A 25,115-nucleotide genomic window follows, 5' to 3' on the forward strand; every position below is an offset into this window, starting at 1 on the left:
GGCAAGGGGACAGGGTTCAGATCCGGACGCCGTCGGCGGCGGTCCAGTCGCGCCGCCAGCGGCGCTTGACCATGGTCAGTGCGGCAAAGGCGATCAGCGCGAGCGTGGCGAAGATCAGGAATCCGCTCTGGAAGCTGCCGGTCAGCTGCTTGGCGAGGCCGAGCGAGGAAGCGAGGTAGAAGCCGCCGATACCGCCGGCCATACCGACCAGCCCGGTCATCACCCCGATCTCGGCGGCGAAACGCTGCGGCACCAGCTGGAACACCGCGCCGTTGCCGGTACCGAGCGCCAGCATGGCGACGACGAACAGGGTCAGCGCCGCTTCGACGCTATCGGCCTGACCGACGCCGGCCAGCGCGGCGGCGGCGATGACGAACACCACCGACAGCGCCTTCACGCCCCCGACCTTGTCGGCCAGCGCCCCGCCCATCGGTCGCACCAGCGATCCGGCGAAGACGCAGGCGGCGGTGCAATAGCCGGCGGTGATCGTGGTCAGCCCGAACCGGTCGGTGAAGTAGATCGGCAGCGAGGCGGCGAGGCCGACGAACCCGCCGAAGGTGACGGCGTAAAAGCCCATCAACCACCATGCATCGCCTTGCTTCAGCGGACGGAAGTACTCGGTCAGCTTGCGCGCCGGGGGCGCGTTCGGCGCGTCCTTCGCCATCACCATATAGGCGACGAACACCAGCGTCAGCGGGATGCAGGCAAGACCCAGTACCGCGTTCCACCCGAACAGCTTGGCCAGCGTCGGCGCGAACAGCGCGGCCAGCACCGTGCCCGAATTGCCCATGCCGGCAAGGCCCATCGCCTTGCCCTGATGCTCGGGCGGATACCAGCGGCTGGCAAGCGGCAGGGCGATCGCGAAGCTCGCCCCGGCGAACCCGAGGATGACGCCCAGCGCCAGCGTGCCGGCAAAGCTGTTCACCCCCAGCGTCCATGCGCTGAACAGTCCGGCGATGACGATGATTTGGCTGATCGCGCCGGCGCGCTTCGGCCCGATGCGGTCGACCAACAGGCCGTTGACGACGCGCAGCAGCGCCCCGGCCAGCGTCGGCACCGCGACCATGAGGCCCTTTTGCGCCGGGGTCAGCAACAGCGTCTTGGCGATGTCGGGCGCGAGCGGGCCGAGCAGCACCCACACCATGAAGGCGAGGTCGAAATACAGGAATGCCGCGATCAGCGTCGGCGTATGTCCGCTGGACCAGAAGCTGTCCGGTTTGGCGGCGGTATCGTCTTTCCAATAGGCGGTAGCCATGGCAGTTCCCCGAATGCGATGGACAAAAAAAAGCCGCCCCGACGCGGCCCTTGTCGGGCGCATCGGAGCGGCTTCGTTGCCGTGTGGCGATCATCGATCGCCCGACGCTATCGGTCCCGCCATTGGAACCGTTTCGCGCTTATCTCGTGCCCGACGCCATTGCCGGACGCGCACAAGATGACCGATTCGCGATCATCGTGCAAGATGGTTTCGCAGTGCAGCACGATTTGCGACGAACGGAGTGTTAACTCGGTTCGTCGCACTTTTCCGACCTCGGCGACACGCGACACGTGCAACCTTTGCAAACTTCCGGCCATCCGCGCGCCAACGACTCAAATCGTCAGGGCAGGGTGCGCAGATATCCCGCGATATCGTCGGGATCGAACGACCGCCCGTCGAAGAACGGATCGCTGCCCAGCATCAGTCGCCCCTGTGTCGACCCGGCGGCGACGGTGCCGCCGATCGCGCCTTCCAGTTTCGAACTGGCCCCGGGCAGGGGGGCACCCGATCCGGCCAGCGCCGACCGGTAGAGGTCGGGGCGGAACACACCCTGCGCGATCCAGGCTTCGTCCGCCGCGACAGGCGCGCGGTCCCAGCGCACCATCTGCGAATACAGCCACGCCGCCTGGCTGCGCCACGGGAAATTGGCTGCCTCGCGATACTGGAACATGAAGTCGGGGACGTGGAGCGGCTCGGCACCCGCCACCACCCGCACCCGGTCGCCGATGGCACGCGCGATCGGATCGACCGGCGCATCGAGATAGTCGGGACGGGCGAGGATCGCCGCGCTGGCATCGCGCGTCGCCGGATCGATGAAGTGCGCGGCGGCGGCGTGGAGCGCGCGGATCAGCCGCTGCACCACCTCGCCGCGCTCGCCGACCGTCTCCTCGCGCAGCGCCAGCACCTTTTCCACGCCGCGCCGCCAGATCTGGGCGGTGACCAGCGCGATCCGCCCGACGCCGCGATCGACCGCGACGCTGTTCCACGGTTCGCCGACGCAGATGCCGTCGACCTCACCCACCGCCAGCGCATCGGCGGCAAAGGTGGGGCCGATGGTGACGATCTCGACATCCATGTCGGGCCGGATGCCGACCGCCGCCAGCCAGTAGCGCAGCATGTAGTTATGGCTCGAATAGCGATGCACCACGCCGAAGCGCAGCGGCCGCCCCGCCGCGAGGCGCGCCGCCGCCACGACCTTCAGCCGCGCGCCGAGCGTCACCGGATCGCCAAGGCTGTCGCCATCCAGCACCTGTTCTGCAAGCGGCAGCGCCAGCGTGATCGCATTGCCGTTCAGCCCCAGCACGAACGGCACCGCCAGTGGCACCGCCGGCCGCCCGCGACCCAGCGCGGTGGCTATCGCGAGCGGCGCGACCATGTGCGCGGCGTCGGTGTGACCGTACAGCAGCCGGTCGCGTACCGTCGCCCACGTCGTGTCGCGGATCAGTTCGATCTCCAGCCCCTCGGCTTCGGCAAATCCCTGTTCGCGCGCGAGGATGGGCAGCGCGGCATCGACCAGCGGCAGGAAACCGATGCGGATTTTGTCCCGTGCCATCACAGCCCTCCCATCAATGCGTCGCTGGTCAGGATCGCGTCGGCGATCTCGGCGATCCGCCGGTTCGACCGCATCGCCTGTGCGCGCAGCAGCGCATAGGCGGCGGGTTCGTCGATCCCGCGTCGTTTCATCAGGATCGCCTTCGCCTTGTCGATCGTCGTCCGGTCGGCCAGCGCGCTCTTCGCCTCGACCAGTTCGGCCTGCAACCGCGCGAACGCCTGAAACCGGCGGATGGCGAGGTCGAGCACCGGCTTGATCCGCTGCTTGGCGAGGCCGTCGACGATATAGGCCGACACGCCGGCATCGACGGCGGCGGCGGTCGATTCGGCATCGCTCTGATCGACGAACATCGCGATCGGACGCGAAATCGCGCGCGACACCGCAAAGAATTCCTCCAGCTCGTCACGGCTGGGATTTTCGAGGTTGATCAGGATGACCTCGGCGGCCGCCGCCTCGACATCGGCGACCAGCCGGCGGGTGCCGTCGATGACGACGATATCGTCCAGCCCCGCCTCGCGCAGCCCCTCGGAAATGATCGCGGCGCGTGTGGTGCTGGTGTCGATGATCGCGATCCGCATGATCCCGCTACCCCCGAAGCTGACGCGCGGCCTGTGCCCCGCGCCCGCCCGGCGCGTCAAGCTATAGCGCGGTGAAGCGGAAATCGCGGAAGCGCGCGGTGCCCTGTCCCGCCGAATAGAGGCCGGGGCGCAGCATCAGAAACCCGCCGCGCACATTGTGGTGATAGCCCGACACCTCCATGCCGCGGTCGAAGCGTTGCCACGTCCGGCCATCGTCGCTGCTGGTGTGATAGGCGACGATGTGCCGGTCGTTGGTGACGCGCATCCGCATCCGGCGGCCATGGCGGTTGGCGGGCCGCCCGCGCTCGATGCCATATTGGTGGGTGACGAAGCGCTGTTCGTCGAAGCCCAACCCGCAATACAGCTTGTCGTCGTAGAACAGGATCAGCCCGGCCGTCCCGCCCGGTGCGATCTCGATATCGCATTCGAAGCGATAGCCGGTATCGCCCGCGATCAGCAGCAGTGGCGCGCCGTCCGACGGCGCCTTGCCCTTCGCATCGAGCAGCAACGCGCCGTCCTGCACCCGTACCCGCCCGCGATCATCGGGCGCGGGGCGAAAGAAATTCCATTTGGTGCCGAGTGCCAGTGTCGCGAAATCGTCCGACAGCGCCTGCCCATGGCGCACCGCGCTGCCACCCTTGGGCTTGGCGATCGGTTGCGACAGGTCGCCACCGGTCATGCGGAACCAGCCATCGGGCGTCCACTCGACCGGGTCGAGCAATGCCTGTCGCCCCAGCGTCCAATAACCGTTTTCATAGCCATGATAGACGGACCACCAGCTGCCGTCCGGCCCCTCGACCAGTGTCGCATGGCCGCGCGACCACCATTTTTCGGCAAGCGAGGAGGTACGGACGATCGGGTTGCCGGGATGATGCTCCCACGGGCCGTGGATCGACTTCGACCGCGCGGCGATCACCATATGCCCGGTCGGCGGCCCCGCCGTGCCGCCAACGGCGGTGACGAGGTAGAAATAGTCGCCATGCCGCGTGACCTTCGGCCCTTCGGGGCTGAACCCCTCGACATCCCACGTGTCCGGATAGCGCCATGGATCATAGACATGCTCGACCTTGCCGACGGTGCGCAGGCCATCGTCGGACAGGCGGATGCGGTCGCCGCCCGACAGGAACAGCCAGCGCGACCCGTCCTCGCCGACCGCATGGCCCGGATCGATATGATCGGGCAGCTTCAGGTCGATCGGTTCCGACCATGGCCCGTCGATATGATCGGCCCAGATCACCCAGCTGGTCGTCGGGTTCTTGGTGGGCACGTAGAGGTAATAGCGGCCCTTGTGCCTGGTCAGTTCGGGTGCCCACACCGCACCGATATTCGTCGTCAGCGCGGCGGTGCGCGGGGTCCAGTTCACCAGATCGCGCGAATGCCAGATGACCAGCCCCGGATAGGAATCGAAGGTCGAGAAGGTCATGTAATAATCGCGACCATCCTTCAGGATCGTCGGATCGGGATGATCGCCCGCCATCAACGGGTTGAGGAAGCGCCCGTCGCCCAGATCGGCGATACGCTGGTTGTCATACCCGCGCCGATAGGGCGGGGCAGGGGCAGGCACCGCCGCACCCGCCGCGGGCAGCGTGGCGAGCGCGCCGCCCAGCGCCGCCCCCGCCATCACCCCCCGGCGCGAGAAACCGCTCACATCTTCACCCGCGCGCCGACCAGCAGCGTGCGCCCGAAATGGTTGTTCTCGTAATTGCGGCGTGCATCGACGTCGACGATCCGGCGGCGATAGGCGTCGGTCAGGTTCGTCCCCTCGATCGACAGTTCAAGGAAGTCGGTCAGCTTGTACCGGATCGACGCATCGACGTTCGCGATCGAGTCATAGCCTTCGAAGATATTGCCCGTCCCCGATCCGCCATCGACATAGGGACCGCGATACGCGACCGATGTGCGCGCGCTGAACTTTGCGTCTTCATAATAGAGCGTCGCGTTGAACTGACGCTTCGACACATTGTACAGCGTCTCGGTCCGGGTGATCGTCGGCAGCGCGCCGCCGGGCACGGTCGCCGGACCCTGTTGCGTGTAATCGGCGTCGGACCGGACGAACGTCGCGTTCACGATCCCGCCGAAGTTGCGCAGTACGCCGGGCAGGAAGCGGAACGGGGCCTGCAACGCGATCTCGATCCCGTCGAGCGATGCGCCCTGACCATTGCCGGTGGTCGAGATCGTCCAGATGTCCTGCGACTGGAGCGCGGGGTTCAGCGCGGCGGGCGATGATGACACCAGCACCGATGGCGACAGGCCGGTTTCGGTGAAGGTGCCGCTGCGCGAGATCGCGACCGGGAAGCTCGCCACATCCTTGCGGAACACCGCGACCGAGAACGCGGATTGCGGCGCGAAATACCATTCGGCGGCCAGATCGTAATTCGTCGCGCGGAATGGATCGAGGAACGGGTTGCCGCTGGTCACGCGGAAATTGAACCCGTCGGCCGATCCGCCTGGCGTCAGGTTGCCGAGCGACGGGCGGGTGATGACCTTGGCAATCGCGCCGCGGACGATGATGTCGCTGGTCGGATACAGCGCGACGTTCATCGACGGCAGCCAGTCCTCGTAATCGCGCTTCACCGTCACGTTGACGCCGCTGTTGATGCCATAGGACGACTGGTCGGTCCGGACATAGCGGATGCCGGCATTGGCGGCATATTCGAGACCGAATACCGTGCCCTTGGCATCGAATTGCAGATAGCCGCCCTTCGTCTCCTCGACCACGCCGCGATTATTGCCGACATCGAGCGCGAGCGGGCGGTTATACAGGCCGGTAAAGTCGGTCACCGCGTCGAAATTGGGGATCAGCCACTGTAGCGACGTGCCCGACGGCGCGTTCGATCCCTTCAGCGTGAACAGGTCCGACAACGCATCGGTCGCCTGGAACCCATATACCGCGGTCGGGCCGAAGGCGGTGCTGGCCGAACAGGTGATCGTCCCCAGCACCAGATCGCGTCCGCCATTGCCGCACACCGCCGTATCGCGGGTGAAGGCGGTGATGTCATAGTCGTAGCGCCGCCACATGCCGCCGGCGCGGACCTGAAACCCCTCCGCCACGTCCCATTCGGTGCGCAGTTGCGCGGTCTTGAACTGGTTCACCACGTCCGATGGTCGGTCGCGGATTTCGGCGAGCTGGAAATTCGCCGGATCGGTCACGCTGGTGCCGAAGGCGAGCAGCGGCGAGTCCCGGTTCGAATAATCGTAGCGATAGCCCTGCGCATCGCGATCGTCGAACACCAGCGTCGTTTCGACCGGCACGCTGGCGTCGGACTTCGAATAGCCGCCGAGCAGGGTGAAGCGGAACTTGTCGCTCAGGTCCTGATCCCAGGTGCCGCCGATCTGGTAGAATTCGGTCTGCGACTGGCGGAAATAATGCTCGGTGCGAACCCATGCGTCGTTCAGCGTTGCCGACACCATGTTGTTGTTATCGTCATAGGTCGGGTTGAGCACGTCGGTCTGCCGCTCGTTCGACCGCAGCAGCACCTCGCCCCATTTCTCGCGACGGTCGGCGCGGAAGCGCGAATACAGGCCGTCGATCGACACCTTGGTCGCGTCGGTCGGCGACCATTGCACGCTGCCGGTCAGGCCGAGACGCTCGCGGCTATGCTCGACCTCGCCATAGCGCGGGATACGCGGATGGAAGGAGAGGGCGGCACGGTCGCAGGCGGCCCCGGCGATATACGTCCCGCCGCGATTGGGGGCGGTCCAGCAAGGCGTGCCGTCGACCGAATCGAACCGTGCCTGTGCCCAGCGGACGGTATTGTTGCCGATCTCCTTGGTCCGCGTGTCCTGATACGCGGCGGAGATCGATGCGCCGAGCGTCCCGTCGGGTGATTTCCAGCCGACCAGCCCGGCAAAGCGCGGGCCGACCGTCTTCGACAAATCATTGTAATTGGCGACCGCCGAAGCGGCGACGGTCAGCCCGGTCTTGCCCGCCAGCGGGTTGCCGGTGTTCAGGTCGACGACCGCGCCCAGCGACCCCTCGTCGAGATCGGCGGAGGCGGTCTTGTGGACGACGATCGAGCTGAACAGTTCGGATGCGAACACGTTGAAATCGAACGACCGGTCGCGATTGGCCGACGCACCGTCGCTCGACGTCGTGACCGTCTCCAGCCCGTTGACCCGGACACGGGTGAATTGCGCGCCGAGACCGCGGACGGTGATCGCGCGGCCCTCGCCACCATCGCGCTGGATCGCGATGCCGGGAATGCGCTGCAGCGATTCGGCGAGGTTCTGATCGGGGAATTTGCCGATGTCTTCGGCGACGATTGCGTCGACCGCGCCGACCGACTGGCGCTTCACGTTCAGCGCGGCGTTCAGCGACGCGCGAAAGCCGGTGACGACGATCTCGGCTTCGGCATCCTCGGTGGCGACCGGTGCCGGATCGGTTCCGGTCGGGGCAGCATCCTGCGCATGGCCGGTGCCGGCCAGCGTGACCAGCGAGGTGGCGGCCAGCAGTGCGCGGACGATCTGGCGGCGGTGACGAAATTGCATTGCGAACCCTCTCCCTATCGCGATGACACCGGGCGCAATCGTTTCACGCCTGATGTCATCCTCTGGTCGGCAAGGCGGAAAAATCGTTCCGCCGCGCCGTCGAACTCTTTCCGGGACGCCTGTCGGGTCCCGGAAATCCGGTTTTGCCGTTTTCGGCTTGAGAAACCGGTGTCAACGCGACATTGTGCCGACACGACGAAGCTGTCAAGAAGCGCGCGGAGAGGAAAATTATGAACCGACTGACCTGCTTGGCCCTTGGCGGCCTGCTGTCGATCGCGAGCGCGGTGCTGCCGGCGTCGGCGCAAACCGCACCGGCATCCGCGGCCATGACGGCCTTTCCGGGGGCGCAGGGTTGGGCGGCGGTGACCCCCGGCGGACGCGGCGGACGCATCGTCCGGGTGACGACGCTGGCAGCGGACGGGCCGGGATCGCTGAAGGCGGCGCTGGAGGCGAAAGGGCCGAGGATCGTCGTGTTCGAGGTCGGCGGGGTGATCGATCTCGGCCGCACGACGCTGACCATTACCGAACCGTATCTGACCATCGCCGGACAGACCGCGCCGTCGCCCGGCATCACGCTGATCCGCGGCGGCATCGACATTCGCGCGCATGACGTGATCGTCCGCCACCTGCGCGTGCGGCCGGGTCTGGACGGGCAACCCAAGCGATCGGGGTGGGAGGTCGATGCGATGAACACCGTGTCGGCGCACAATGTCATCGTCGATCACTGCACGATGACCTGGGCGCTGGACGAAAACCTGTCCGCGTCAGGGCCGCGCTTCGACGGGGCGACGCCCGACGACTGGCGGCGCGGCACCAGCCACGACATCACCTTCAGCTACAATCTGTTGGCCGAGGGGCTGGCCGATGCCAGCCATCCCAAGGGCGAGCATAGCAAGGGGTCGCTGATCCACGACAACGCGACGGGCATCCTGATCTGGCGCAACGTGTACGCCCATAATGTCGAGCGCAGCCCGCTGCTGAAGGGCGGGGTACAGGCGGCGGTGGTCAACAACCTGATCTACGACCCGGCCAGGCGCGCGGTGCATTACAACCTGATGGCGCTCGAATGGGCGGGCCATGCCTATCAGGAGGGCAAGCTGTCGGCGGTCGGCAATGTCATGCGCGGCGGGCCGTCGACCGACGAAGGGCTGCCGTTCCTGATGCTCGGCGGCGATGGCGACCTGCGCTATCACGGGCGCGACAATGTCGCGGTCGACCGGCACGGCAATCCGCTGCCGATGGTCGGGCGCTATGGCGTGACCCGCGCGAAGCTGATCGAGGTGAAGACGCCGCCGGTCTGGCCGGCCGGCCTGCCGGTGCTGCCCGCGCAGGATGTCGAGACGCATGTGCTCGCCCATGCCGGGGCGCGGCCATGGGACCGCGACGCCGACGATATCCGCGTGCTGTTTTTCGTCGCCGAGGGGCGCGGAAAGGTGATCGACGACGAACGCGAAGTGAGTGAATATCCGCATCCGGTGCCGACCACGGCACCCTTTGTCGAACCGGAATGGGATCTTGCGACGATGGAGCCGAAATCGGGACGCTATCCGGGGCAGAAGGGGCCGATCCAGGAATCGCTGTCGGCCCGCGATCGGGCGATGCGGCAGTGATCCGGCGGGTCGTCGTCGCGGTGGTGGCGCTGCTGTGCGCCATGCCCGCCATCGCCGCGCCGCGCGTGCTGCTGTTCCACCGGGCGACCGGGTTCGTACATGACTCGATCCCGACCGCCGTCGCCGCGCTCGATCGGCTGGCGCGGGAGCGCGGGCTGGAGCCGGTAGCGAGCGACGACCCGGCGGTGTTCGACAAGGCCGTGGACTATGCCGCGATCGTGCTGGTGTCGACGACGACCGATCCCAAGCGTCCCGAGACCGAATGGTTCGTCGGGCCGCGCCGCGATGCGCTGCAACGCTATATCGAGGGCGGCGGCGGGGTGGTCGCGATCCATGCCGCGGCGGACTCGCACTATAACTGGCCATGGTATGCCAAGATGATCGGCGGCCGCTTCGCCCAGCATCCGCCGGGTGTGCCGGAGGCGGAGGTGAAGCGGTCGGCCGGGCGCCACCCGGCGATCGATGCGCTGCCCGACCGGTTCCGGATTCCCGACGAGTGGTATGGCTTTCGCGATTTGTCGACCGATCTCGATTCGCTGCTGACGTTCGATCCGCAGTCGATCGGCGCGAGCGACGTGAACCCCAAGCCGCTGGCATGGGCGCATCGTGTCGGACAGGGGCGCGTTTTCTATACCGGGCTGGGCCATCGCAAGGAAAACTGGGCCGATCCGCGGCTGCTGGCGCATGTCGCCGGCGCGCTGGACTGGGCGACCGGGCGGGCGAGGGCACCGGCGATGATCGTGATCGACGAAGCGTCGACGCGCGTGCGCGAGGCACCGCCGCATGGCGCGATCGGAACCGGCACGGCGTGGCGGATCACCGACCGGGTGCCGGGGCGGACGATGGAGTTCCGTCGCCGGACGCTAGACAAGGGCGCTGCGATCGGGCCGCACCGGATCGACCATGACGAGGTGTATCAGGTCGTAACCGGCGAAGGCGAGGTGACCAGCGACGGCGTTACCTGTCGGGTTGGCGCGGGGACTACGGTGTATCTGTACAGCGGGGCGTCGGTCGGGATCGCCCAGCGTGGCACCAGGCCATTGGCGCTGGTCGTCGCCTATCCGTTGGCAGCGCCGGTGCGTTAGGTCCCCGGCTGGATATAGGGGAACCGGGCGAAGAGTTCGCGTTCCCAGCCGCGGGGATTGTCGACGACGCGGCTGACGGTATCGAACAGCATCGTCTGGCGGCGGGGCAGGGTGTAGCGCGGCCAGTTCGCCCCAGGGTTGCCGTGCCGTGCCAGCGATGCGAAGGCGGCCTGCATCCGCCGGGACAGCGCACGGGCGGCGGGGCCGGTGCCGCTCATCGATCCGGGCGCGTCGAGCGTGCCGAAGACCAGCGGAATGTCGTCGGTATGTGCCGCGCGACCGCCGGGCCGGACGGGCGAACTGTAATCGAGCTGATAGACCCAGGCGGCGGCACTGGCGGCGGCGCGGGTCTCCGCCTCGATCACCTGCCCCGGCCAGCTGCGCCCGGCGGTGGTTGCGCGGTACAGGACGTCGTTCGGCGTCATCGCCGGGAATCGCGCGCAATACTGCGCGACGACCCATTCCGGCGGGGCGTCGACGCGCAGCTGTGGGGCGATGCGCGCCGCCAGATTGGTCCAGTTCAGGTCGGGCGGCGGCGCGATGAAGGCGCGGGTTTCCTCGCGGGTATTGCCCAGAATCAACGGAATAGCGCGACCTTGCGGGTGCGCGTCGGGCCAGAAGGGATGGCGGTGCAGCGACCGCATGTCGAGCACCGGCCCCATATACACGCCGCCGCCAAGGATCGGGTCTTCGGCATCCAGCGCGTCGATCAGGCGGGCCACGGGAAGGGTTGCGGCTTGTGCCGGCGTGGCTTTCAGGCGGGTCAGGAACGCTTCAGCGCGGCGGGTGGCGTTGAGGGGGCCGGAGGCGGTGACCTGTTGCCCGCTCATGGTCGCGGCGGCGTGGAACAGGCCTTTGGCATCGGGCATCGCCATGAGGGTCGCGATCTTCGCGCCGCCGCCCGACTGGCCGAACAGCATGACGCGGTTCGGGTCGCCGCCGAAGTTGGCGATGTTGCCACGTATCCATTGGAGTGCGAGCAATTGATCGCGTTGTCCGACATTGCCGCTGTCGGGAAAGCGCGGGTCGAGGCGGGCGAGATAGAGATAGCCGAGCGCATTCAGCCGGTGGTTGACCGTCACCACCACGACGTCGCCCGATGCCGCCAGATGATGGCCGTAGACCTGCGGTTCGACGACGGTACCGTTCGAATAGGCACCGCCGTGGAGATAGACCATGACCGGCCGGTTCGCACCGGCGCGGGCGTCGGGTGTCCAGACGTTGAGGAACAGGCAGTCCTCCTGCTGGTCGCCGATGTTGGCACGTTGCGGACAGGAGGGGCCGAATGCCGTTGCCGCCTGTATGTCGCGCAGGGGAGCGGGGGCGGTAACCGGCTGGAATCGCTGGTGGCTGGCGTCTGTGCCGTAGCGGATGCCGCGAAAGACGTGGATGCCAGCTTCGGCCGTGCCGCGCCAGCGGCCGGCGGGGGCGGTGACGACCGGATCGGCCGCGGCAGCGCGGGCCGGGCGAACGAGCGCGAGGGCGGCGGCACCGGCGATCACGTCGCGGCGAGTGGTCGATGGGGTCATGGGGCCTCTCCTTCGTCCGAAGCCCGGGACCGTTGTGGCGGTGCTTCGATACGGGTCTTCGACTTCGCTCAGCCCCTACTCAGCACGAACGGGGATCGCGTTCAGATGCAGGGTAATCGGTGTCATTCGTCGCCGCAAGTCATGGCTGCGGCTTGCCGACCGAGGCGCGGCGGATCAGCGTCGAGACGAACATCGTCGGTTCGGCGGGTTCGGCAGGATCGGTGGCGTCCTCGTTGTCCTCGCCGATCAGTTTCAGGGCAGCGGCGCGGGCCATGGTCGCGATTGGCCAGCGGACGGTGGTGAGCGGCGGCCAGAGGTGCGAGGCGATCGAAGTGTCGTCGAAGCCGACGATCGACAGATCCTCGGGCACGTCCAGCCCGCGCTGGCGGGCGATATGCAGCGCGCCCGCCGCCATTTCGTCGTTGGAGGAAAAGATCGCGGTCGGGCGCGGCGACAGGTCGAGCAACCGTTCGGCGGCGCGCATCCCCGATTCGAACTGGTAATTCCCCTGCGCGATCCACGTCCGCTGCACGCCGAGACCGGCGGCCTCCATCGCTTCTTCATAGCCCTGCTGCCGTTCGAACGCCGAGCGGAAGCCGTGCGGGCCGGCGATCATGCAGATGCGGCGATGGCCGGCGGCAAGCAGATGTTCGATCGCGCCCCGCACCGCCTCCCGATCGTTCGACGACACCATATGCGCGGGATCGTCGAATGCGGCCGAGCCCATGCGGACATAGCGACAGCCGATCTGCGTACAGAGTTCGGCCAGCGCGTCGTTTTCGGAAATGGGCGGCAGCAACATCACCCCGTACGGGCGCTGCCGTTCGAGAAAGCGGCGGATTTCGTCGCGCATATCGGGCGCGCCGCGATCGACCGGGTGGACCAGCAGTTCGAATTCGGTGTCGCGCAGCACCTCCAGCAAACCCTGCTGCACGCGCAGCACCATTTGCGCATTGGGATTGTCGTGGATCAGCGCGATCAGGAAATTGCGGCGCAGCGCAAGGGCGCGCGCCTGCGGATTGGGGATGTACCCCAGTTCGGCGATGACGGCCTGTACCTTTTCGCGCGTATCGTTGTTCAGCAGCGGCGACTGGTTGATGACCCGGCTGACCGTCTTTTTCGAGACGCCGGCTAGTCGGGCGACGTCGTTGATCGTCGGTTGGCCGCTTTTCTTCATGTGCCAGCGATAGCGGGGGCCGGGGCATCCGCCAATGTCCCGCCCGGACGATTCTTCCCGCTTGTGACTGACACCGGTTTCCATTACGCCTTTGGCAGCAACAGGAGAGGCAAGTCGCATGGATAATCGCGATCGGATCGCGCACGCTTTCGTTGGCGCGCGGCAGCAGGCACAGGGCCTGCCGACCTATCCGGGCGAGCGGCCGACGACCCTGACCGATGCCTATGCCATTCAGGACCGGGCGATCGCGATCGATGGCCGGCAGATCGTCGGGTGGAAGGTCGGACGGATCAACCCGCCGCTCGACGCGACGCTGGGGAGCAACCGGCTGGCCGGACCGATTTTCGCCGAACAGGTGGTGGGCACCGAGACCGAGGCATTGCCGGTGATCGCCGATGGCTTTGCCGCGGCGGAGGCGGAATTTTGCGTGCGGATCGGCCGAAGCTCGGCGGGGCTAGGCCGGCTGACGCCCGAACAGGCGCTGGAACTGGTCGACGCGGTGCATGTCGGGATCGAGATCGCCAGCTCGCCCTATCCGGGGATCAATGCCGATGGGCCGTTGGTGACGATCAGCGATTATGGCAATAATTTCGGGCTGTCGATCGGTCGGGAAGTCCCGGGCTGGCGCGACCTGTCGTTCCTCGACTGGCCGGTAGAATCGCGGATCGACGGCGCGGTCGTCGGCCGGGCGACGGCGCGGACGATGCTCGACGGGCCGATCGGAGCGGTGGCGTTCCTGATCGATTGTCTCGCGGTGCGCGGGTTGACGCTGGAACCGGGACAGTGGGTGTCGTCGGGCGCGGTGACCGGCGTGCATGCGATCGCGCCGGGGCAGCGGTTCGAGGCGGATTTCGGCCAGCTGCGCGTTGCGTGCGGGATCGTCGCGGCCGGGGTTCGGGCAGTGGCAGGGTGAGATTTGTTGGCGGGATGCCGCTGGACGCAAACGCTTCAATACCCCGGATCACGTCGGGGCCTTTACGAAAGTCGTGTGCTTAGCCACCAATCCGCCGTATCCCCGCCTTCGCGGAAGTACGGCAAGGAAGTCGAAACGCAAAACGCCGGTCGTCGGCCGTCGAACCAATGGAATGAGACCCTTTCCAGAGGGCGGAACAGCAAGGTCGACAAGGATCGGCCACCGGGAATGTGGAGGCGAGGAATGGAAGGTGACGGCATCGAGCGCGCGGTACGCCGGGCGGGGCGGTATCGCTGGGGGATCGTCGCGCTGTTGTTCATGGCGACGGTCATCAACTATGTCGATCGGCAGATGATCGGCGTGCTGAAGCCGACGCTGTCCAAGGATCTCGGCTGGACCGAGACCGACTTCGCCAACGTCATCTTCTTTTTCCAGATGGCCTATGCCATCGGCTATATCGGGTTCGGGCGGATCGTCGACGTGATCGGCGCGCGCATGGGCTATGCCGTCGCCTTCGTCATCTGGCAGGTCGCGCATATCGCCCATGGCGGGGCGTATAGCGTGACCCAGTTCGCGATGGCGCGGTTCGGGCTGGGCATCGGCGAGGCGGGCAATTTCCCGGCGGGGATCAAGGCGGTGACCGAATGGTTTCCGGCCAAGGAGCGTGCCTTTGCGATCGGGGTGTTCAACGCCGGCGCGAATGTCGGCGCGATCATCACCCCGCTGGCGGTGCCGGCGCTGACCGTCGCCTATGGCTGGCGCATGGCGTTCGTCGTGACCGGCGTCGTCAGCTTCGTGTGGCTGGTCGCGTGGCTGGCCTTTTATCGTCGCCCTCGCGAGCACCAGAAGGTGTCGTCGGGCGAACTGGCATGGATCGAACAGGACCCGGCCGATCCGGTGCAGCCGCTGCCGTGGCGACGGCTGATCGCCAAGCGCGAGACATGGGCCTATGCGCTCGGCAAATTCTGTATCGACCCGATCTGGTGGTTCTTCCTGTTCTGGCTGCCCGGCTATCTCGGCGACCGCTATGAGCTCGACCTCCTAAGCTTCGGGCCGCCGCTGGTCGCGATCTATCTATTGTCCGATCTGGGCAGCGTGGCCGGCGGGTGGCTGTCGTCGCGACTGATCGCGCGCGGGCGGACCGTCAACTTTGCGCGCAAGGTGACGATGCTGGTCTGTGCGTTCGCGGTGTTGCCGGTGCTGTTCGCGCAGTCGATCGACAATCTGTGGGTGGCGGTGCTGGTCATCGGCATCGCGACGGCGGCGCATCAGGCGTTTTCGGCGAACCTCTACACGCTGCCATCGGACCTGTTTCCGCGCGCGGCGGTCGGATCGGTGGTCGGGATCGGCGGGACGGTCGGCGCGGTCGGCGGCATGTTGATGGCGAAATATGCCGGCTATGTGCTCGACGGGATCGGCAGCTACGCGCCGTTGTTCTTCGTCGCAGGGTCGGCGTATTTCGTGGCGCTGGCGTTGGTGCACCTGCTGTCGCCAAGGTTGGCGCGGGTGGAGGGGGCGTAACGATCCGCTGCGGATCAGTCCCATCCGTTCGTCCTGAGTAGCCGCTGAGCTTGTCGAAGTGGCGTATCGAAGGACCGGGGCAGGTGCTTCGATACGAGCCTTCGACAAGCTCGAAACTGCTCGAACCGAACGGAAGGGCCGGGGGTGAGCGGGCCTATTCTCCCGCCAACCCCATTACCACCTCCCACTCCGCATCGCTGACCGGCGACACCGACAGCCTTGACTGGCGCAGCATCGCCATGTCCTTCAGCGCACCCTCCGCCTTCATGGTCGCCAGCGTCACCGGGCGGGGCAGGGGGTGGTCGGGCTCGATCCGCACCGACACCCAGCCTTCGTCGCCATCGGGCTGCGCCGCGCGCGCGATGCGGGCGATGCCGACCGCCGCCTTGTCCTTGCCCGAATGGTAGAAGAGCGCGCGGTCGTCGACCGCCATCGCGCGCAGGTGCTTCGCGGCGGCATGGTTGCGCACGCCGTCCCATTCGGTGCCGCCGTCGTTGACCAGATCGTCCCAGCCATAGCTGTCGGGTTCGGATTTCAGCAGCCAGTACGCCATGTCGGACCCCCACGATAAACCGCGGGTGAATATAGCATTCCGCGTGCGTTCAGTCGCTGCCTGCCATGACCCGATCATCGGCGCAGGTGCGTCGACGTGGACAGGGGCGGCACGGCCCCACGCACTGGAGGAGATTGGCATGAAGACCTTGCTGACCAAGGCGGGCCTGGGGCTGTCGCTGGCGGCGACCGCGCTGACCGCCGCTGCTGCCCCGGCCGAGGCGCAGTGGCGTCGCGGATATGACCGTGGATATGACCGGGGATATGATCGCGGTTGGGACCGTGGCCATGATCGCGGGTGGAACCGGGGCTGGAACCGTAATCGCGGCAATGGCGGCACGGCCGTCGTCGCCGGCATCGCCGGCCTGGCGATCGGCGCGGCGCTGGCATCGAGCGCGAACGACCGGCGCTATCGCGAGCGCAATTATCGCGATCGCGGCTATGCCTATAATTACGACGATCGGTTCTATCAGCAGCGCGGATTTTATCCGAACGACGGCTATTATGCCCAGCGCTACGATGACTATCAGCGGTGCTGGGTCGAACGGCGCTACGACCCCTATTACGACCAGATGGTTCGCGTCCGGGGCTGTAACTGATCGCGGGGGCGGGGGGCAGGCCCTTCCGCCCTTCCGCCCTTTGCACTTGGCGCGCGGGGCGTTTTGCGGCATGGGCCGCGCCCATGACTGATACGCCCCCCGATCGCCTCTCGATCAATCCGCGCAGCCCGCATTTCAACCAGCCCGTGCTGGAGCGCGGCATCGGCATCCGCTTCAAGGGTGCCGAGCGCACCGATGTCGAGGAATATTCGATCTCCGAAGGCTGGATCCGCGTCGGGCTGGGCAAGAAGGTCGACCGCAAGGGTCAGCCGCTGACCATCAAGCTGACCGGGCCGGTCGAAGCCTATTTCCAGACGCCGGCCGAGGGTGAGGAAGCCGCGACCGACGACGCCGCGGCGGAGGACGACAAGGCCGACGGGGCGGCGTAACCTTCGCCGATGCCCCTTCCTTGACGGGGAGGGGTGGTCAGCCGTCCGGCTCCATCCGCTTGCCGACATGCTGTTCGCCGCGTTTGGCGGCCAGCGTCACCTGCCGGTGGCGTTCCGCCTTGGCCGCGAGCGTCGCTGCGTCGCGGGTGCCGGCGCAGGCAGGGCATTGCACGCCTTCCTCGAACAGCGGCGAGGCGCGGTCCTCCGGGTTGACCGGCATCCGGCAGCCGCGGCACAGGTCGTGGGTGCCCTGCGTCAGGCCGTGGCCGACGGCGACGCGTTCGTCGAAGACGAAGCATTCGCCCTGCCACGCGCTGGCGTCGGCGGGGACTTCTTCCAGATATTTCAGGATGCCGCCGTCGAGGTGGTAGACCGCGTCGACGCCTTCGCTTTTCAGGAAAGCGGTCGATTTTTCGCAGCGGATGCCGCCGGTGCAGAACATCGCGACCTGCGTCTTGCCGGCCAGCAGCTCGGTCCGATTGGCGCGGAACCATGCCGGAAAGTCGCGGAAGCTGTCGGTCTGCGGATCGACCGCGCCGGCGAAGGTACCGACCTTCACCTCATAGGCATTGCGGGTGTCGATCACGACGGTCGACGGATCGGCGATCAGCGCGTTCCACTCGGCGGGCGCGACATAGGTGCCGACGATTCTGGTCGGATCGGTGCCGGGCACGCCCATCGTCACGATCTCGCGCTTCACGCGCACCTTCAGCCGGTGGAACGGCATCGTCTCCGCCGTGCTGAACTTGGGGCTCAGGTCGTCGCAGCCGGGCAGCGCATGGATCACCGCCAGGGCGGTGTCGATCCCCTCCGCGCTACCGGCGATGGTGCCGTTGATCCCCTCGGACGCGATCAGCAGCGTGCCGCGAATGCCGGCGCGGTCGAGCACCTGCTCCATCGCATCGCGGAGCCCTTTCGGATCGGCAATCGAAACAAAGCGGTACAGCGCCGCGACGGTAATCCTGGCCATCAGTGGACGAAGCGCGCCACCACGTCGCGGTACGACCGGCTGACCTTCACCTGCGCGCCCGATTCGAGGATCAGGAAACATTCGCCATTGGTGTGCGGCTTCACCTGCTTCACCAGATCGAGGTTGACGATGGTCGAGCGGTGGACGCGCTGGAACCGGCGCGGGTCGAGGCGCTTTTCGAGGTCCTTCATCGTTTCGCGCAGCACCAGCGAATTGTCGCCGGTGTTGATGACCATGTAGTCGCCCGCTGCCTCGATCATTTCGATCGTATCGACATCGACGCGGAAGATCTGGCCGCGATCCTTGATGTTGATGAGCTTTTCGAAGCGATTGGCCCCGTGCGCATCGTCGCCGCCACCATCGGCCGCTTCCATTTCCGCCGCGGTGTCGGGGGCGACTTCGGCGAGCACTTCCTTGAGCTTCTCGACCTCGGCCTGCCCGCGCTTTTCGGAGAGGCGCTGGCGCACCCGGTCGAGCGTGTCGGCGAGGCGCGATTCCTCGACCGGCTTCATCAGATAATCGACGGCCTGCGCCTCGAACGCGCGGATCGCGTGGTCGCTATAGGCGGTGACGAACACCACCAGCGGCGGTTCGACCTCCATCAGCCCCTGCACCACCGAGAAGCCGTCGAAACCGGGCATCTGGATGTCGAGGAAGACGAGGTCGGGCTTGTGGGTCTTGATCGAACGGATCGCCTCGCGACCGTTCTGGCATTTGTCGATGATTTCGACATCGTCATGCGCCTGCAACCGCAGTTCGAGGCCCTGAATCGCCAACGATTCGTCGTCGACAAGGATGGTACGGATGGTCATGCAGCCTCTTTGGTAACGTCTTGCGTCTGGAACGGCAGTTCGATCTCGACCACGAATCCGCCCCCGTTGCCCGAACGGGTGTCGAACCGATGGTCGGGGCCATAGGCCTGCGCCAGCCGGTCCCGGATATTTTGTATGCCGACACCGGTGGACAGCGTCGGCCGCTTCGGTCCGTCGATCAAGCCGGGGCCGGTATCGGAAACGGCGATCTGCACCCGATCCCCGGCCAGTCGAGCGGTGATCGCGATATCGGCCCCATCCTCCTGCGGCGTCACCGCATATTTGATCGCGTTTTCGACCAGCGGCTGGAGCAGCAGCGAGGGCAGCCGCGCGTGCATGACGCGGGCGTCGATATCGAATTCGGTGCGCAGGCGATGTTCGAACCGCATTTTTTCGATATCGAGATACAGTTTCAGCGTTTCAACCTCCTGCTCCAGCGTGACGTGCGCGGTCGGCTCGTTCGCCAGCGTGTACCGCAGGAACGAGGCGAGGCGGCTGAGCATCACATTCGCCTTCTCGGTCTGTTTGAGCAGCACCAGCGTCGAGATCGAATTGAGCGTGTTGAACAGGAAATGCGGGTTCAGCTGATAGCGCAGCATGGCCAGCTGTGCCGACGATGCCTGCATCTCCAGCATCCGCATCTCGTCGACCTGCTGTTCGACGACCAGATAGAAATTGATGCCGAAATAGGCGGCCGACCAGCCGGCCAGCACGGTGAAATTGATGAACAGCGTACCCAGCACCAGCGAGAAGCTGACATCGGGCGACACGTTGCGGATGAAGGTGAAGACGAACGCGTCGATCAGCGAATAGGCGAAGGTCGCCGCCGACAGGGTGCACAGCGTCAGGAAGATCGCCGGCACGCGCGGCAGCGAGCGGTAATAGCCGTAGAGCACGCTCATCAGCAGCGTCAGGCAATAGCCGACGATGACCTCGACGATATTTGCCAGCACGCTTTTGAGCGACGCGGCGTTCGACAGCGTCGAGACCGAGCGCAGGATCAGATAGCCGGTCCAGCCGGCGGCCTGCAGCAGCCAGAAGGCGCGGTTCTTCTGTTCGAAGAAGGGGCGCGAGAAAATGGCGGGCTTAAGCGTCATGCGCTCCGTCGCAACTATGGCCCCTTGTCGCCGTCATATCGCGGCGGGGCCGGGATGGAAACCGGGCTGTAGCGCAAAGCCGCCCCAAACGAAAACCGCCGCCCCGTTGCCGGGACGGCGGTTCGCGTCGGTTGGTCCGGTTGGGCTTAGAAGCCGAACTTGATCGAACCGATGACGGTGCGCGGATAGCCGACCGACAGGTTCGGGTTGCCGGACGATGCATCGACCTGCGTGCTGATGTTGCCGAAATACCGCTCGTTGAAGAGGTTGCGGACGTTGAGCGACAGGTTGGTCTTGGCGAGGCCGTACTGTTCGAGGCTGAAGCGCGCGTCGAGATCGACGAGCGTATAGGCACCGACCACCACGTCGTTCAGGTCCGTCAGGAAGCGTTCGTCGACCCACTTGCCCTGCACGCCGACATTGACCGGACCGTAGTTGAATTCGGCGCGACCGCCGAACTGCCATTCCGGAGTCTCCGGCACGGCCTTGCCCTTGGTCTGCGCAACGGCGGTACCGGTGGTCTGCACGTTCGAGAGGAGCTCGGTATGGGTGTACGATGCGATCGCCGTCAGGCCCAGCCACGTGGTCGGACGCACGGTGACGGTGCCGTCGAAGCCATAGCTGTCCACGGCGCCGATGTTGCGGTCGAACGAGATGCCCTGATCGAAGTCGAAGGACGACACGATGCGGTTCTTGTACTTGATGTACCAGCCGGTCAGCTGCGACTGCACCATGCGGCTGTTGTAACGCAGACCCAGATCGAACGAGTCCGTCTTTTCCGGCTGCACGCCGATGAACGGCGCACGATACAGGTTGTCGGTGCGCGGTGCGGAGAAGCCCTTCGCATAGCTACCGAACATGCTGACGTTGGTATCGACGAAGTTATAGGTGAAGCCGGCGTTCGGCAGGATCGCGTCGTACTTGTAGGTCGTCGCGAACGGCGCATAGTACGGCGTAGCCCCCGTGGTCGGCACGACGGCGTCCGGCGCGATGATGCGCAACGACGTGAGCGGCTCGCTGGTGCAATAGGCGAAGCCCGAACCGCGTGCCTCGATCGGGCAGTTGGTCTGCAGGTCGCGCTTGAAGAATGGTGCCCGCAGACCGACCTGCAGCGTGAAGGCGCGATCGAAGAAGCGACCGATATATTCGCCCGACACCTGATTCAGGAGCGCGGTCGATTCACGGTCACGCTGGCTAATGGTGAAGCCATCGGCGGTCAGTACCGGACGACCGTTACGACCCGAGAAGATGTCTTCGGGCATGCCGTTCGAGAAAAGGTTGCCCCATTCTCCGGTCTGGCGGTGGTTGGCATTGTCGTAGGTATAGGCGACGCGGACGCGCTGGTCTTCGGTGATGTCGTAGCGCAGCGATGCGATGCCGGTGTAACGATTGGTGTTGGTGATGTTCGGCGAGAAAAAGCGGACGGTGTCGAGGACATCGCCGTCGCCGTTGAAATCAACGCCCGCCGACGTGGTCAGGCCGCCCTTTGCACGCGCCGAATTCTCGGCCAGCGTCGAGGTGCCACCGCCATGGGCCAGCGTATACTGGTACGAACCATCGAGCGTCAGCGTCAGCTTGTCGGACAATGTGAAGCGCGAGTTGGCGCGGATGTTGCCGGTGTTCGACGGGTTGACGCGAATGCCGTAATAATTCGAGCAGTTCGCGGCGTCGCCCTGCGCCTCGTTCTGGGCGGTGCCGCGAACCGGGGTCGGACGGTTGCAGAACTCGTTGTTCTCGAAATTGTTGACAGTTTCGAACTGCTGTTCGTTCAGATCGATGCGGATCGGATTGGCGGGCGACGCGCTGGCGTTCGCCGGGATCACGCCGGTGCCGAACAGGGTGCGCATGTCACCCACCGATACCGCACGATAGAAGTTGTTGCGGTTCTCGTTGTAATGGCCCGACACCCGGATGAAGTCGCCATTGTCGCCAAGCGGCTGATAGATGCCGGCGTTGAACTGCTGCTTGCGGATTTCGCCGGGGCCACGGAACTTGTCGTTCGACGCGGTCGACGCCGACAGGAAGGCGCGGGTGCCGAACGAGGTCAGGTTGCCGGTTTCGATCAGGCCGAACACGCGGTGGAAATCGAAATCGCCGTACGATGCGACCATCGTCGCCGACAGCGTTTCCGACGGGATCAGCGTGCGATAGTTGATCGTGCCGCCGGCCGCCGATGCGGTCGGGCTGTCGATGTCGGTCGCGCCGAGGTTCACGTTAATCTCGTCGACCAGTTCGGGATCGAGCTGCTGGTTCGAATAGATCGCGTAGTTGCCTGAATCGTTCAGCGGGAAACCGTCGAACGTCAGCGAGACGCGGTTGCCGTCGAAGCCGCGGATACGGATGTTGCCGCCCGACGAACCGAACGGATCGCTCTGCGTGAAGTTGACGCCGGGAACGATGTTCAGTGCGTCGAGCACCGTGTTTCCGGGGGTCTGCTTGGCAAGAAATTCCTGATCGAGCACGACGCGTGCCTTGGGGCCGTCGGGGATCTTGATGCCGTCGACGCCATTGTCGGTGCGGCTGCCGGTGACGACGATGTCTTCCGATTCGAAATCGGTCGAACCGGTCGATTGCGCGAAGGCCGAGGCCGGGAGCAGGAGCGCGGCAAAGGCCACGCCGGCATGGAGCTTGGTGTTCATAGGTCCCCTTGGAATCGCAAATGGGTGGCGCGACTCTCTCGCTGGTTCAGGCGGTGCGCTTCACCGTCCCGGCGCCAATGAACGTCCCATATTTCTATTTTGCGACAACCGGAAGCGGGGGCATCAGTCTGTTTTGATGCGTTGCAAAAACATCACGTCGTCGCGCCGGATACGATCGCCGACCATGCGGCTTCGTCGATCACGCGGATACCCAGTTCCTCTGCCTTGGCCCGTTTCGATCCGGCATCGGCACCGACCACGACCAGATCGGTCTTCTTCGACACCGACCCGGCGACGCGGGCGCCCAGCGCATCGGCCTGCGCCTTGGCCTCGTCGCGGCTGAGGGTTTCGAGCTTGCCGGTGAAGACGACGGTCTTGCCGGTCAGTTCGCTCTGCGTCGTCGCATGGGCGATGTCGTCGGGGCGGACCTCGCGCAGCAGGTCGGCGACGACGTCACGATTATGTTTTTCGGCAAAGAAGGCGAGCAGCGCGTCGGCGACTTCGGGGCCGATCCCCGCCGTCTCGACCGCGGCGACCAGCGCGCGGCCGCGGCGCAGCGTGAATTTGCGGTCGTTCTCGCCGATTGCCGGCTGGGTGATGCGGCGGACATGGAGCGCGCGGCGGATCATCGCGGCGAAGTCCTTTGCCGAAGTCCAGCGGCGGGCGAGGTCGCGCGCGGTCACTTCGCCGACATGGCGGATGCCGAGCGCGAACAGGAACCGGTCGAGTCCGATCGTGCGGCGCGCGTCGATCGCCGTCAGCAGCTTGGTCACGACGAGGTCTGACATGCGCTCGCGCTGGACCAGCGCTTCGCGGTGGGTGTGCAGGCGGAAGATGTCGGCGGGCGAGGCGATCAGCCCGTCGCGGAAGAATTCCTCGACCCGGACCAGCCCGAGTCCCGCAATGTCAAAGGCGTGGCGCGAGACGAAATGGATCAGCCGTTCGACCCGTTGCGCCGGGCAGACGAGGCCGCCGGTGCAGCGCACCACGACTTCGCCCTCGCCGCGCTCGGCGAGCGAGCCGCATTCGGGGCATTCGGTCGGGAACGCCCAAGGATCGCGGACGTCGTCGCGGGTCAGGTTGTCAACGATCTGCGGGATGACGTCGCCGGCGCGCTGCACGACGACGCGGTCGCCGGGACGCGCGCCCAGCCGCTCGATCTCATCGGCATTGTGCAGCGTGGCGTTGGTGACGACGACGCCGCCGACCGTCACCGGCTCCAGCCGCGCGACGGGGGTGAGCGCGCCGGTGCGGCCGACCTGGATATCGATCGCCTTCAGCGTGGTCTGGGCGCGTTCGGCGGGGAATTTGTGGGCGATCGCCCAGCGCGGCGCGCGGCCGACGAACCCCAGCCGCTCCTGCCAGTCGAGCCGGTCGAGCTTGTAGACGACGCCGTCGATATCGAACGGCAGGTCGGCGCGGCTCCCCTCGATCGCGCGATAGACGGCCAGTGCTTCGGTCGCGCCGTCGCAGCGCTGAAAGGCGTCGGCGATCGGGAAGCCCCAGTCCTTCAACACCGCAACGACACCGGCTTGGGTGTCGGCGGGAAGCGCGGTGATTTCGCCCCAGCCATGCGCGAGGAATTTGAGCGGGCGCGCGGCGGTGACGGCGGCGTCCTTTTGCCGGAGCGACCCGGCGGCGGCGTTGCGCGGGTTGGCGAACTGGCGCGCCTTGGCCGGGTCGACCGCATCGGCCAGCAGGCGCGCGTTGAGCGCGGCGAAATCGTCCTTCGCCATATAGACCTCACCGCGCACCTCGAACACGTCGGGGGCGGCGGCGGGCAGGGTTTGCGGAATGTCGGCGATGGTCGCGACATTGGCGGTCACGTCCTCGCCCACCGCGCCGTCGCCGCGGGTCAGTGCGCGGACTAGTTGGCGGCCTTCGTAGCGCAGCGATGCCGAGAGGCCGTCGATCTTCGGCTCGGCAGTCAGCGATACGGCTTCGTCGTCGGACAGGCGCAGGAAACGGCGGATGCTGGCGACGAATTCGGCGACGTCCGCATCGGCGAAGGCGTTGTTGAGGCTGAGCATCGGGCGGGCATGGGCAACCTTTGCCAGATGCCCCGACGGCGCGGTGCCGACGCGCAGCGAGGGGGAGTCGGTGCGGACCAGCGTCGGAAACGCCGCCTCGATCGCGCGATTGCGCCCGGCCAGCGCGTCATAGTCGGCATCGGTCAGCACCGGCGCGTCCGCCCCGTGATAGGCGGCATCCGCCTCGGCGATCCGTTCGGCCAGTTCGGCCAGTTCGGCGGCGGCTTCGGCTGGCGTGGCGGGCAGGGGGGACGTGGTCATGTCCGGATCGCTACCCGGTCGGCGGGCCGGCGATCAAGGGGAAGGGGCAGTGTCGGCG

19 protein-coding genes are annotated in these 25,115 nt (G+C 66.3%); 6 read left to right on the top strand and 13 right to left on the bottom strand.

Features of this window, described 5'->3' with window-relative positions; translation table 11 throughout:
• Positions 1–16 precede the first annotated feature (16 nt).
• From ASE90_RS18110 to ASE90_RS18130, 5 genes are all read right to left on the bottom strand, one after another.
• Positions 17–1,255: a nitrate/nitrite transporter gene (locus tag ASE90_RS18110; protein WP_056004284.1), complete on the bottom strand. Its 1,239-nt coding sequence runs from the start codon at positions 1,253–1,255 to the stop codon at positions 17–19.
• 340 nt (positions 1,256–1,595) lie between these two features.
• On the bottom strand, positions 1,596–2,807 hold the full coding sequence (locus tag ASE90_RS18115) for a CmpA/NrtA family ABC transporter substrate-binding protein (RefSeq protein WP_056004286.1): 1,212 nt from the start codon (positions 2,805–2,807) through the stop codon (positions 1,596–1,598).
• Positions 2,807–3,385 carry an ANTAR domain-containing response regulator gene (locus tag ASE90_RS18120; RefSeq protein WP_056004606.1) on the bottom strand — a complete coding sequence of 193 codons (579 nt, stop codon included), beginning with the start codon at positions 3,383–3,385 and terminating at the stop codon, positions 2,807–2,809. Before ASE90_RS18120 ends, ASE90_RS18115 begins: the two co-directional genes overlap by 1 nt.
• Before the next feature lie 61 nt (positions 3,386–3,446).
• On the bottom strand, positions 3,447–5,006 hold the full coding sequence (locus ASE90_RS18125; RefSeq protein ID WP_056004289.1) for a family 43 glycosylhydrolase: 1,560 nt from the start codon (positions 5,004–5,006) through the stop codon (positions 3,447–3,449).
• 23 nt (positions 5,007–5,029) lie between these two features.
• Positions 5,030–7,873 (bottom strand): TonB-dependent receptor, encoded by a 2,844-nt coding sequence (locus tag ASE90_RS18130; RefSeq protein WP_056004291.1) that lies wholly within the window; start codon positions 7,871–7,873, stop codon positions 5,030–5,032.
• A 230-nt stretch (positions 7,874–8,103) separates the two neighbouring features.
• On the opposite strand from ASE90_RS18130, the gene ASE90_RS18135 reads away from it, so the two are divergent.
• Both ASE90_RS18135 and ASE90_RS20945 read left to right on the top strand, forming a co-directional pair.
• Complete coding sequence (locus tag ASE90_RS18135) at positions 8,104–9,483, top strand: polysaccharide lyase family 1 protein (protein WP_056004294.1); 1,380 nt, start codon at positions 8,104–8,106, stop codon at positions 9,481–9,483.
• Positions 9,480–10,568, top strand: coding sequence for a ThuA domain-containing protein (locus ASE90_RS20945; protein WP_056004297.1), 1,089 nt, complete (start codon positions 9,480–9,482; stop codon positions 10,566–10,568). The genes ASE90_RS18135 and ASE90_RS20945 overlap by 4 nt, the downstream gene beginning before the upstream one ends.
• Here ASE90_RS20945 and ASE90_RS18145 read toward each other — a convergent pair.
• Together ASE90_RS18145 and ASE90_RS18150 are read right to left on the bottom strand one after the other, a co-directional pair.
• Positions 10,565–12,097: a carboxylesterase/lipase family protein gene (locus ASE90_RS18145; RefSeq protein WP_056004300.1), complete on the bottom strand. Its 1,533-nt coding sequence runs from the start codon at positions 12,095–12,097 to the stop codon at positions 10,565–10,567. The genes ASE90_RS20945 and ASE90_RS18145 overlap by 4 nt on opposite strands.
• A gap of 139 nt (positions 12,098–12,236) precedes the next feature.
• Positions 12,237–13,274 (bottom strand): LacI family DNA-binding transcriptional regulator, encoded by a 1,038-nt coding sequence (locus ASE90_RS18150; RefSeq protein WP_056004303.1) that lies wholly within the window; start codon positions 13,272–13,274, stop codon positions 12,237–12,239.
• 118 nt (positions 13,275–13,392) lie between these two features.
• Here ASE90_RS18150 and ASE90_RS18155 point away from each other — a divergent pair, with 118 nt between their 5' ends.
• Both ASE90_RS18155 and ASE90_RS18160 read left to right on the top strand, forming a co-directional pair.
• A complete protein-coding gene (locus ASE90_RS18155; protein ID WP_056004306.1) occupies positions 13,393–14,187 on the top strand; it encodes a 2-keto-4-pentenoate hydratase in 795 nt (264 codons plus the stop codon).
• 243 nt (positions 14,188–14,430) lie between these two features.
• On the top strand, positions 14,431–15,708 hold the full coding sequence (locus ASE90_RS18160; RefSeq protein WP_056004309.1) for an MFS transporter: 1,278 nt from the start codon (positions 14,431–14,433) through the stop codon (positions 15,706–15,708).
• 154 nt (positions 15,709–15,862) lie between these two features.
• Here ASE90_RS18160 and ASE90_RS18165 read toward each other — a convergent pair whose 3' ends face one another.
• Positions 15,863–16,261, bottom strand: coding sequence for an EVE domain-containing protein (locus ASE90_RS18165; protein WP_056004312.1), 399 nt, complete (start codon positions 16,259–16,261; stop codon positions 15,863–15,865).
• A 139-nt stretch (positions 16,262–16,400) separates the two neighbouring features.
• Here ASE90_RS18165 and ASE90_RS18170 point away from each other — a divergent pair, with 139 nt between their 5' ends.
• On the top strand, positions 16,401–16,859 hold the full coding sequence (locus ASE90_RS18170; protein ID WP_056004315.1) for a hypothetical protein: 459 nt from the start codon (positions 16,401–16,403) through the stop codon (positions 16,857–16,859).
• 83 nt (positions 16,860–16,942) lie between these two features.
• Complete coding sequence (locus ASE90_RS18175; protein WP_056004318.1) at positions 16,943–17,248, top strand: DUF3297 family protein; 306 nt, start codon at positions 16,943–16,945, stop codon at positions 17,246–17,248.
• A gap of 37 nt (positions 17,249–17,285) precedes the next feature.
• Here ASE90_RS18175 and ASE90_RS18180 read toward each other — a convergent pair whose 3' ends face one another.
• The 5 genes from ASE90_RS18180 to ligA form a co-directional block, all read right to left on the bottom strand.
• Positions 17,286–18,218 carry a rhodanese-related sulfurtransferase gene (locus tag ASE90_RS18180; protein WP_056004321.1) on the bottom strand — a complete coding sequence of 311 codons (933 nt, stop codon included), beginning with the start codon at positions 18,216–18,218 and terminating at the stop codon, positions 17,286–17,288.
• Positions 18,218–19,030 (bottom strand): LytR/AlgR family response regulator transcription factor, encoded by an 813-nt coding sequence (locus ASE90_RS18185; protein ID WP_056004324.1) that lies wholly within the window; start codon positions 19,028–19,030, stop codon positions 18,218–18,220. The genes ASE90_RS18180 and ASE90_RS18185 overlap by 1 nt, the downstream gene beginning before the upstream one ends.
• Entirely contained in the window at positions 19,027–20,127 is a 1,101-nt protein-coding gene (locus ASE90_RS18190) for a sensor histidine kinase (RefSeq protein ID WP_056004327.1), read from the bottom strand. The genes ASE90_RS18185 and ASE90_RS18190 overlap by 4 nt, the downstream gene beginning before the upstream one ends.
• Before the next feature lie 146 nt (positions 20,128–20,273).
• Entirely contained in the window at positions 20,274–22,766 is a 2,493-nt protein-coding gene (locus ASE90_RS18195; RefSeq protein WP_056004330.1) for a TonB-dependent receptor, read from the bottom strand.
• A 152-nt stretch (positions 22,767–22,918) separates the two neighbouring features.
• The gene (ligA, locus tag ASE90_RS18200; protein ID WP_056004333.1) at positions 22,919–25,057 is read right to left on the bottom strand and encodes an NAD-dependent DNA ligase LigA; all 2,139 of its coding nucleotides are present in this window, start codon (positions 25,055–25,057) and stop codon (positions 22,919–22,921) included.
• Between the last annotated feature and the right edge of the window lie 58 nt (positions 25,058–25,115).

The organism is Sphingomonas sp. Leaf67 (genome assembly GCF_001421965.1).
Taxonomy (GTDB): domain Bacteria; phylum Pseudomonadota; class Alphaproteobacteria; order Sphingomonadales; family Sphingomonadaceae; genus Sphingomonas.

What these genes read in the sequence shown, in the direction of transcription:
- ASE90_RS18110 (WP_056004284.1), bottom strand. Translation starts at nt 1,255, where the DNA reads ATGGCTACCGCCTATTGGAAAGACGATACCGCCGCCAAACCGGACAGC.
- ASE90_RS18115 (WP_056004286.1), bottom strand. Translation starts at nt 2,807, where the DNA reads ATGGCACGGGACAAAATCCGCATCGGTTTCCTGCCGCTGGTCGATGCC.
- ASE90_RS18120 (WP_056004606.1), bottom strand. Translation starts at nt 3,385, where the DNA reads ATGCGGATCGCGATCATCGACACCAGCACCACACGCGCCGCGATCATT.
- ASE90_RS18125 (WP_056004289.1), bottom strand. Translation starts at nt 5,006, where the DNA reads ATGGCGGGGGCGGCGCTGGGCGGCGCGCTCGCCACGCTGCCCGCGGCG.
- ASE90_RS18130 (WP_056004291.1), bottom strand. Translation starts at nt 7,873, where the DNA reads ATGCAATTTCGTCACCGCCGCCAGATCGTCCGCGCACTGCTGGCCGCC.
- ASE90_RS18135 (WP_056004294.1), top strand. Translation starts at nt 8,104, where the DNA reads ATGAACCGACTGACCTGCTTGGCCCTTGGCGGCCTGCTGTCGATCGCG.
- ASE90_RS18145 (WP_056004300.1), bottom strand. Translation starts at nt 12,097, where the DNA reads ATGACCCCATCGACCACTCGCCGCGACGTGATCGCCGGTGCCGCCGCC.
- ASE90_RS18150 (WP_056004303.1), bottom strand. Translation starts at nt 13,274, where the DNA reads ATGAAGAAAAGCGGCCAACCGACGATCAACGACGTCGCCCGACTAGCC.
- ASE90_RS18155 (WP_056004306.1), top strand. Translation starts at nt 13,393, where the DNA reads ATGGATAATCGCGATCGGATCGCGCACGCTTTCGTTGGCGCGCGGCAG.
- ASE90_RS18160 (WP_056004309.1), top strand. Translation starts at nt 14,431, where the DNA reads ATGGAAGGTGACGGCATCGAGCGCGCGGTACGCCGGGCGGGGCGGTAT.
- ASE90_RS18165 (WP_056004312.1), bottom strand. Translation starts at nt 16,261, where the DNA reads ATGGCGTACTGGCTGCTGAAATCCGAACCCGACAGCTATGGCTGGGAC.
- ASE90_RS18170 (WP_056004315.1), top strand. Translation starts at nt 16,401, where the DNA reads ATGAAGACCTTGCTGACCAAGGCGGGCCTGGGGCTGTCGCTGGCGGCG.
- ASE90_RS18175 (WP_056004318.1), top strand. Translation starts at nt 16,943, where the DNA reads ATGACTGATACGCCCCCCGATCGCCTCTCGATCAATCCGCGCAGCCCG.
- ASE90_RS18180 (WP_056004321.1), bottom strand. Translation starts at nt 18,218, where the DNA reads ATGGCCAGGATTACCGTCGCGGCGCTGTACCGCTTTGTTTCGATTGCC.
- ASE90_RS18185 (WP_056004324.1), bottom strand. Translation starts at nt 19,030, where the DNA reads ATGACCATCCGTACCATCCTTGTCGACGACGAATCGTTGGCGATTCAG.
- ASE90_RS18190 (WP_056004327.1), bottom strand. Translation starts at nt 20,127, where the DNA reads ATGACGCTTAAGCCCGCCATTTTCTCGCGCCCCTTCTTCGAACAGAAG.
- ASE90_RS18195 (WP_056004330.1), bottom strand. Translation starts at nt 22,766, where the DNA reads ATGAACACCAAGCTCCATGCCGGCGTGGCCTTTGCCGCGCTCCTGCTC.
- ligA (WP_056004333.1), bottom strand. Translation starts at nt 25,057, where the DNA reads ATGACCACGTCCCCCCTGCCCGCCACGCCAGCCGAAGCCGCCGCCGAA.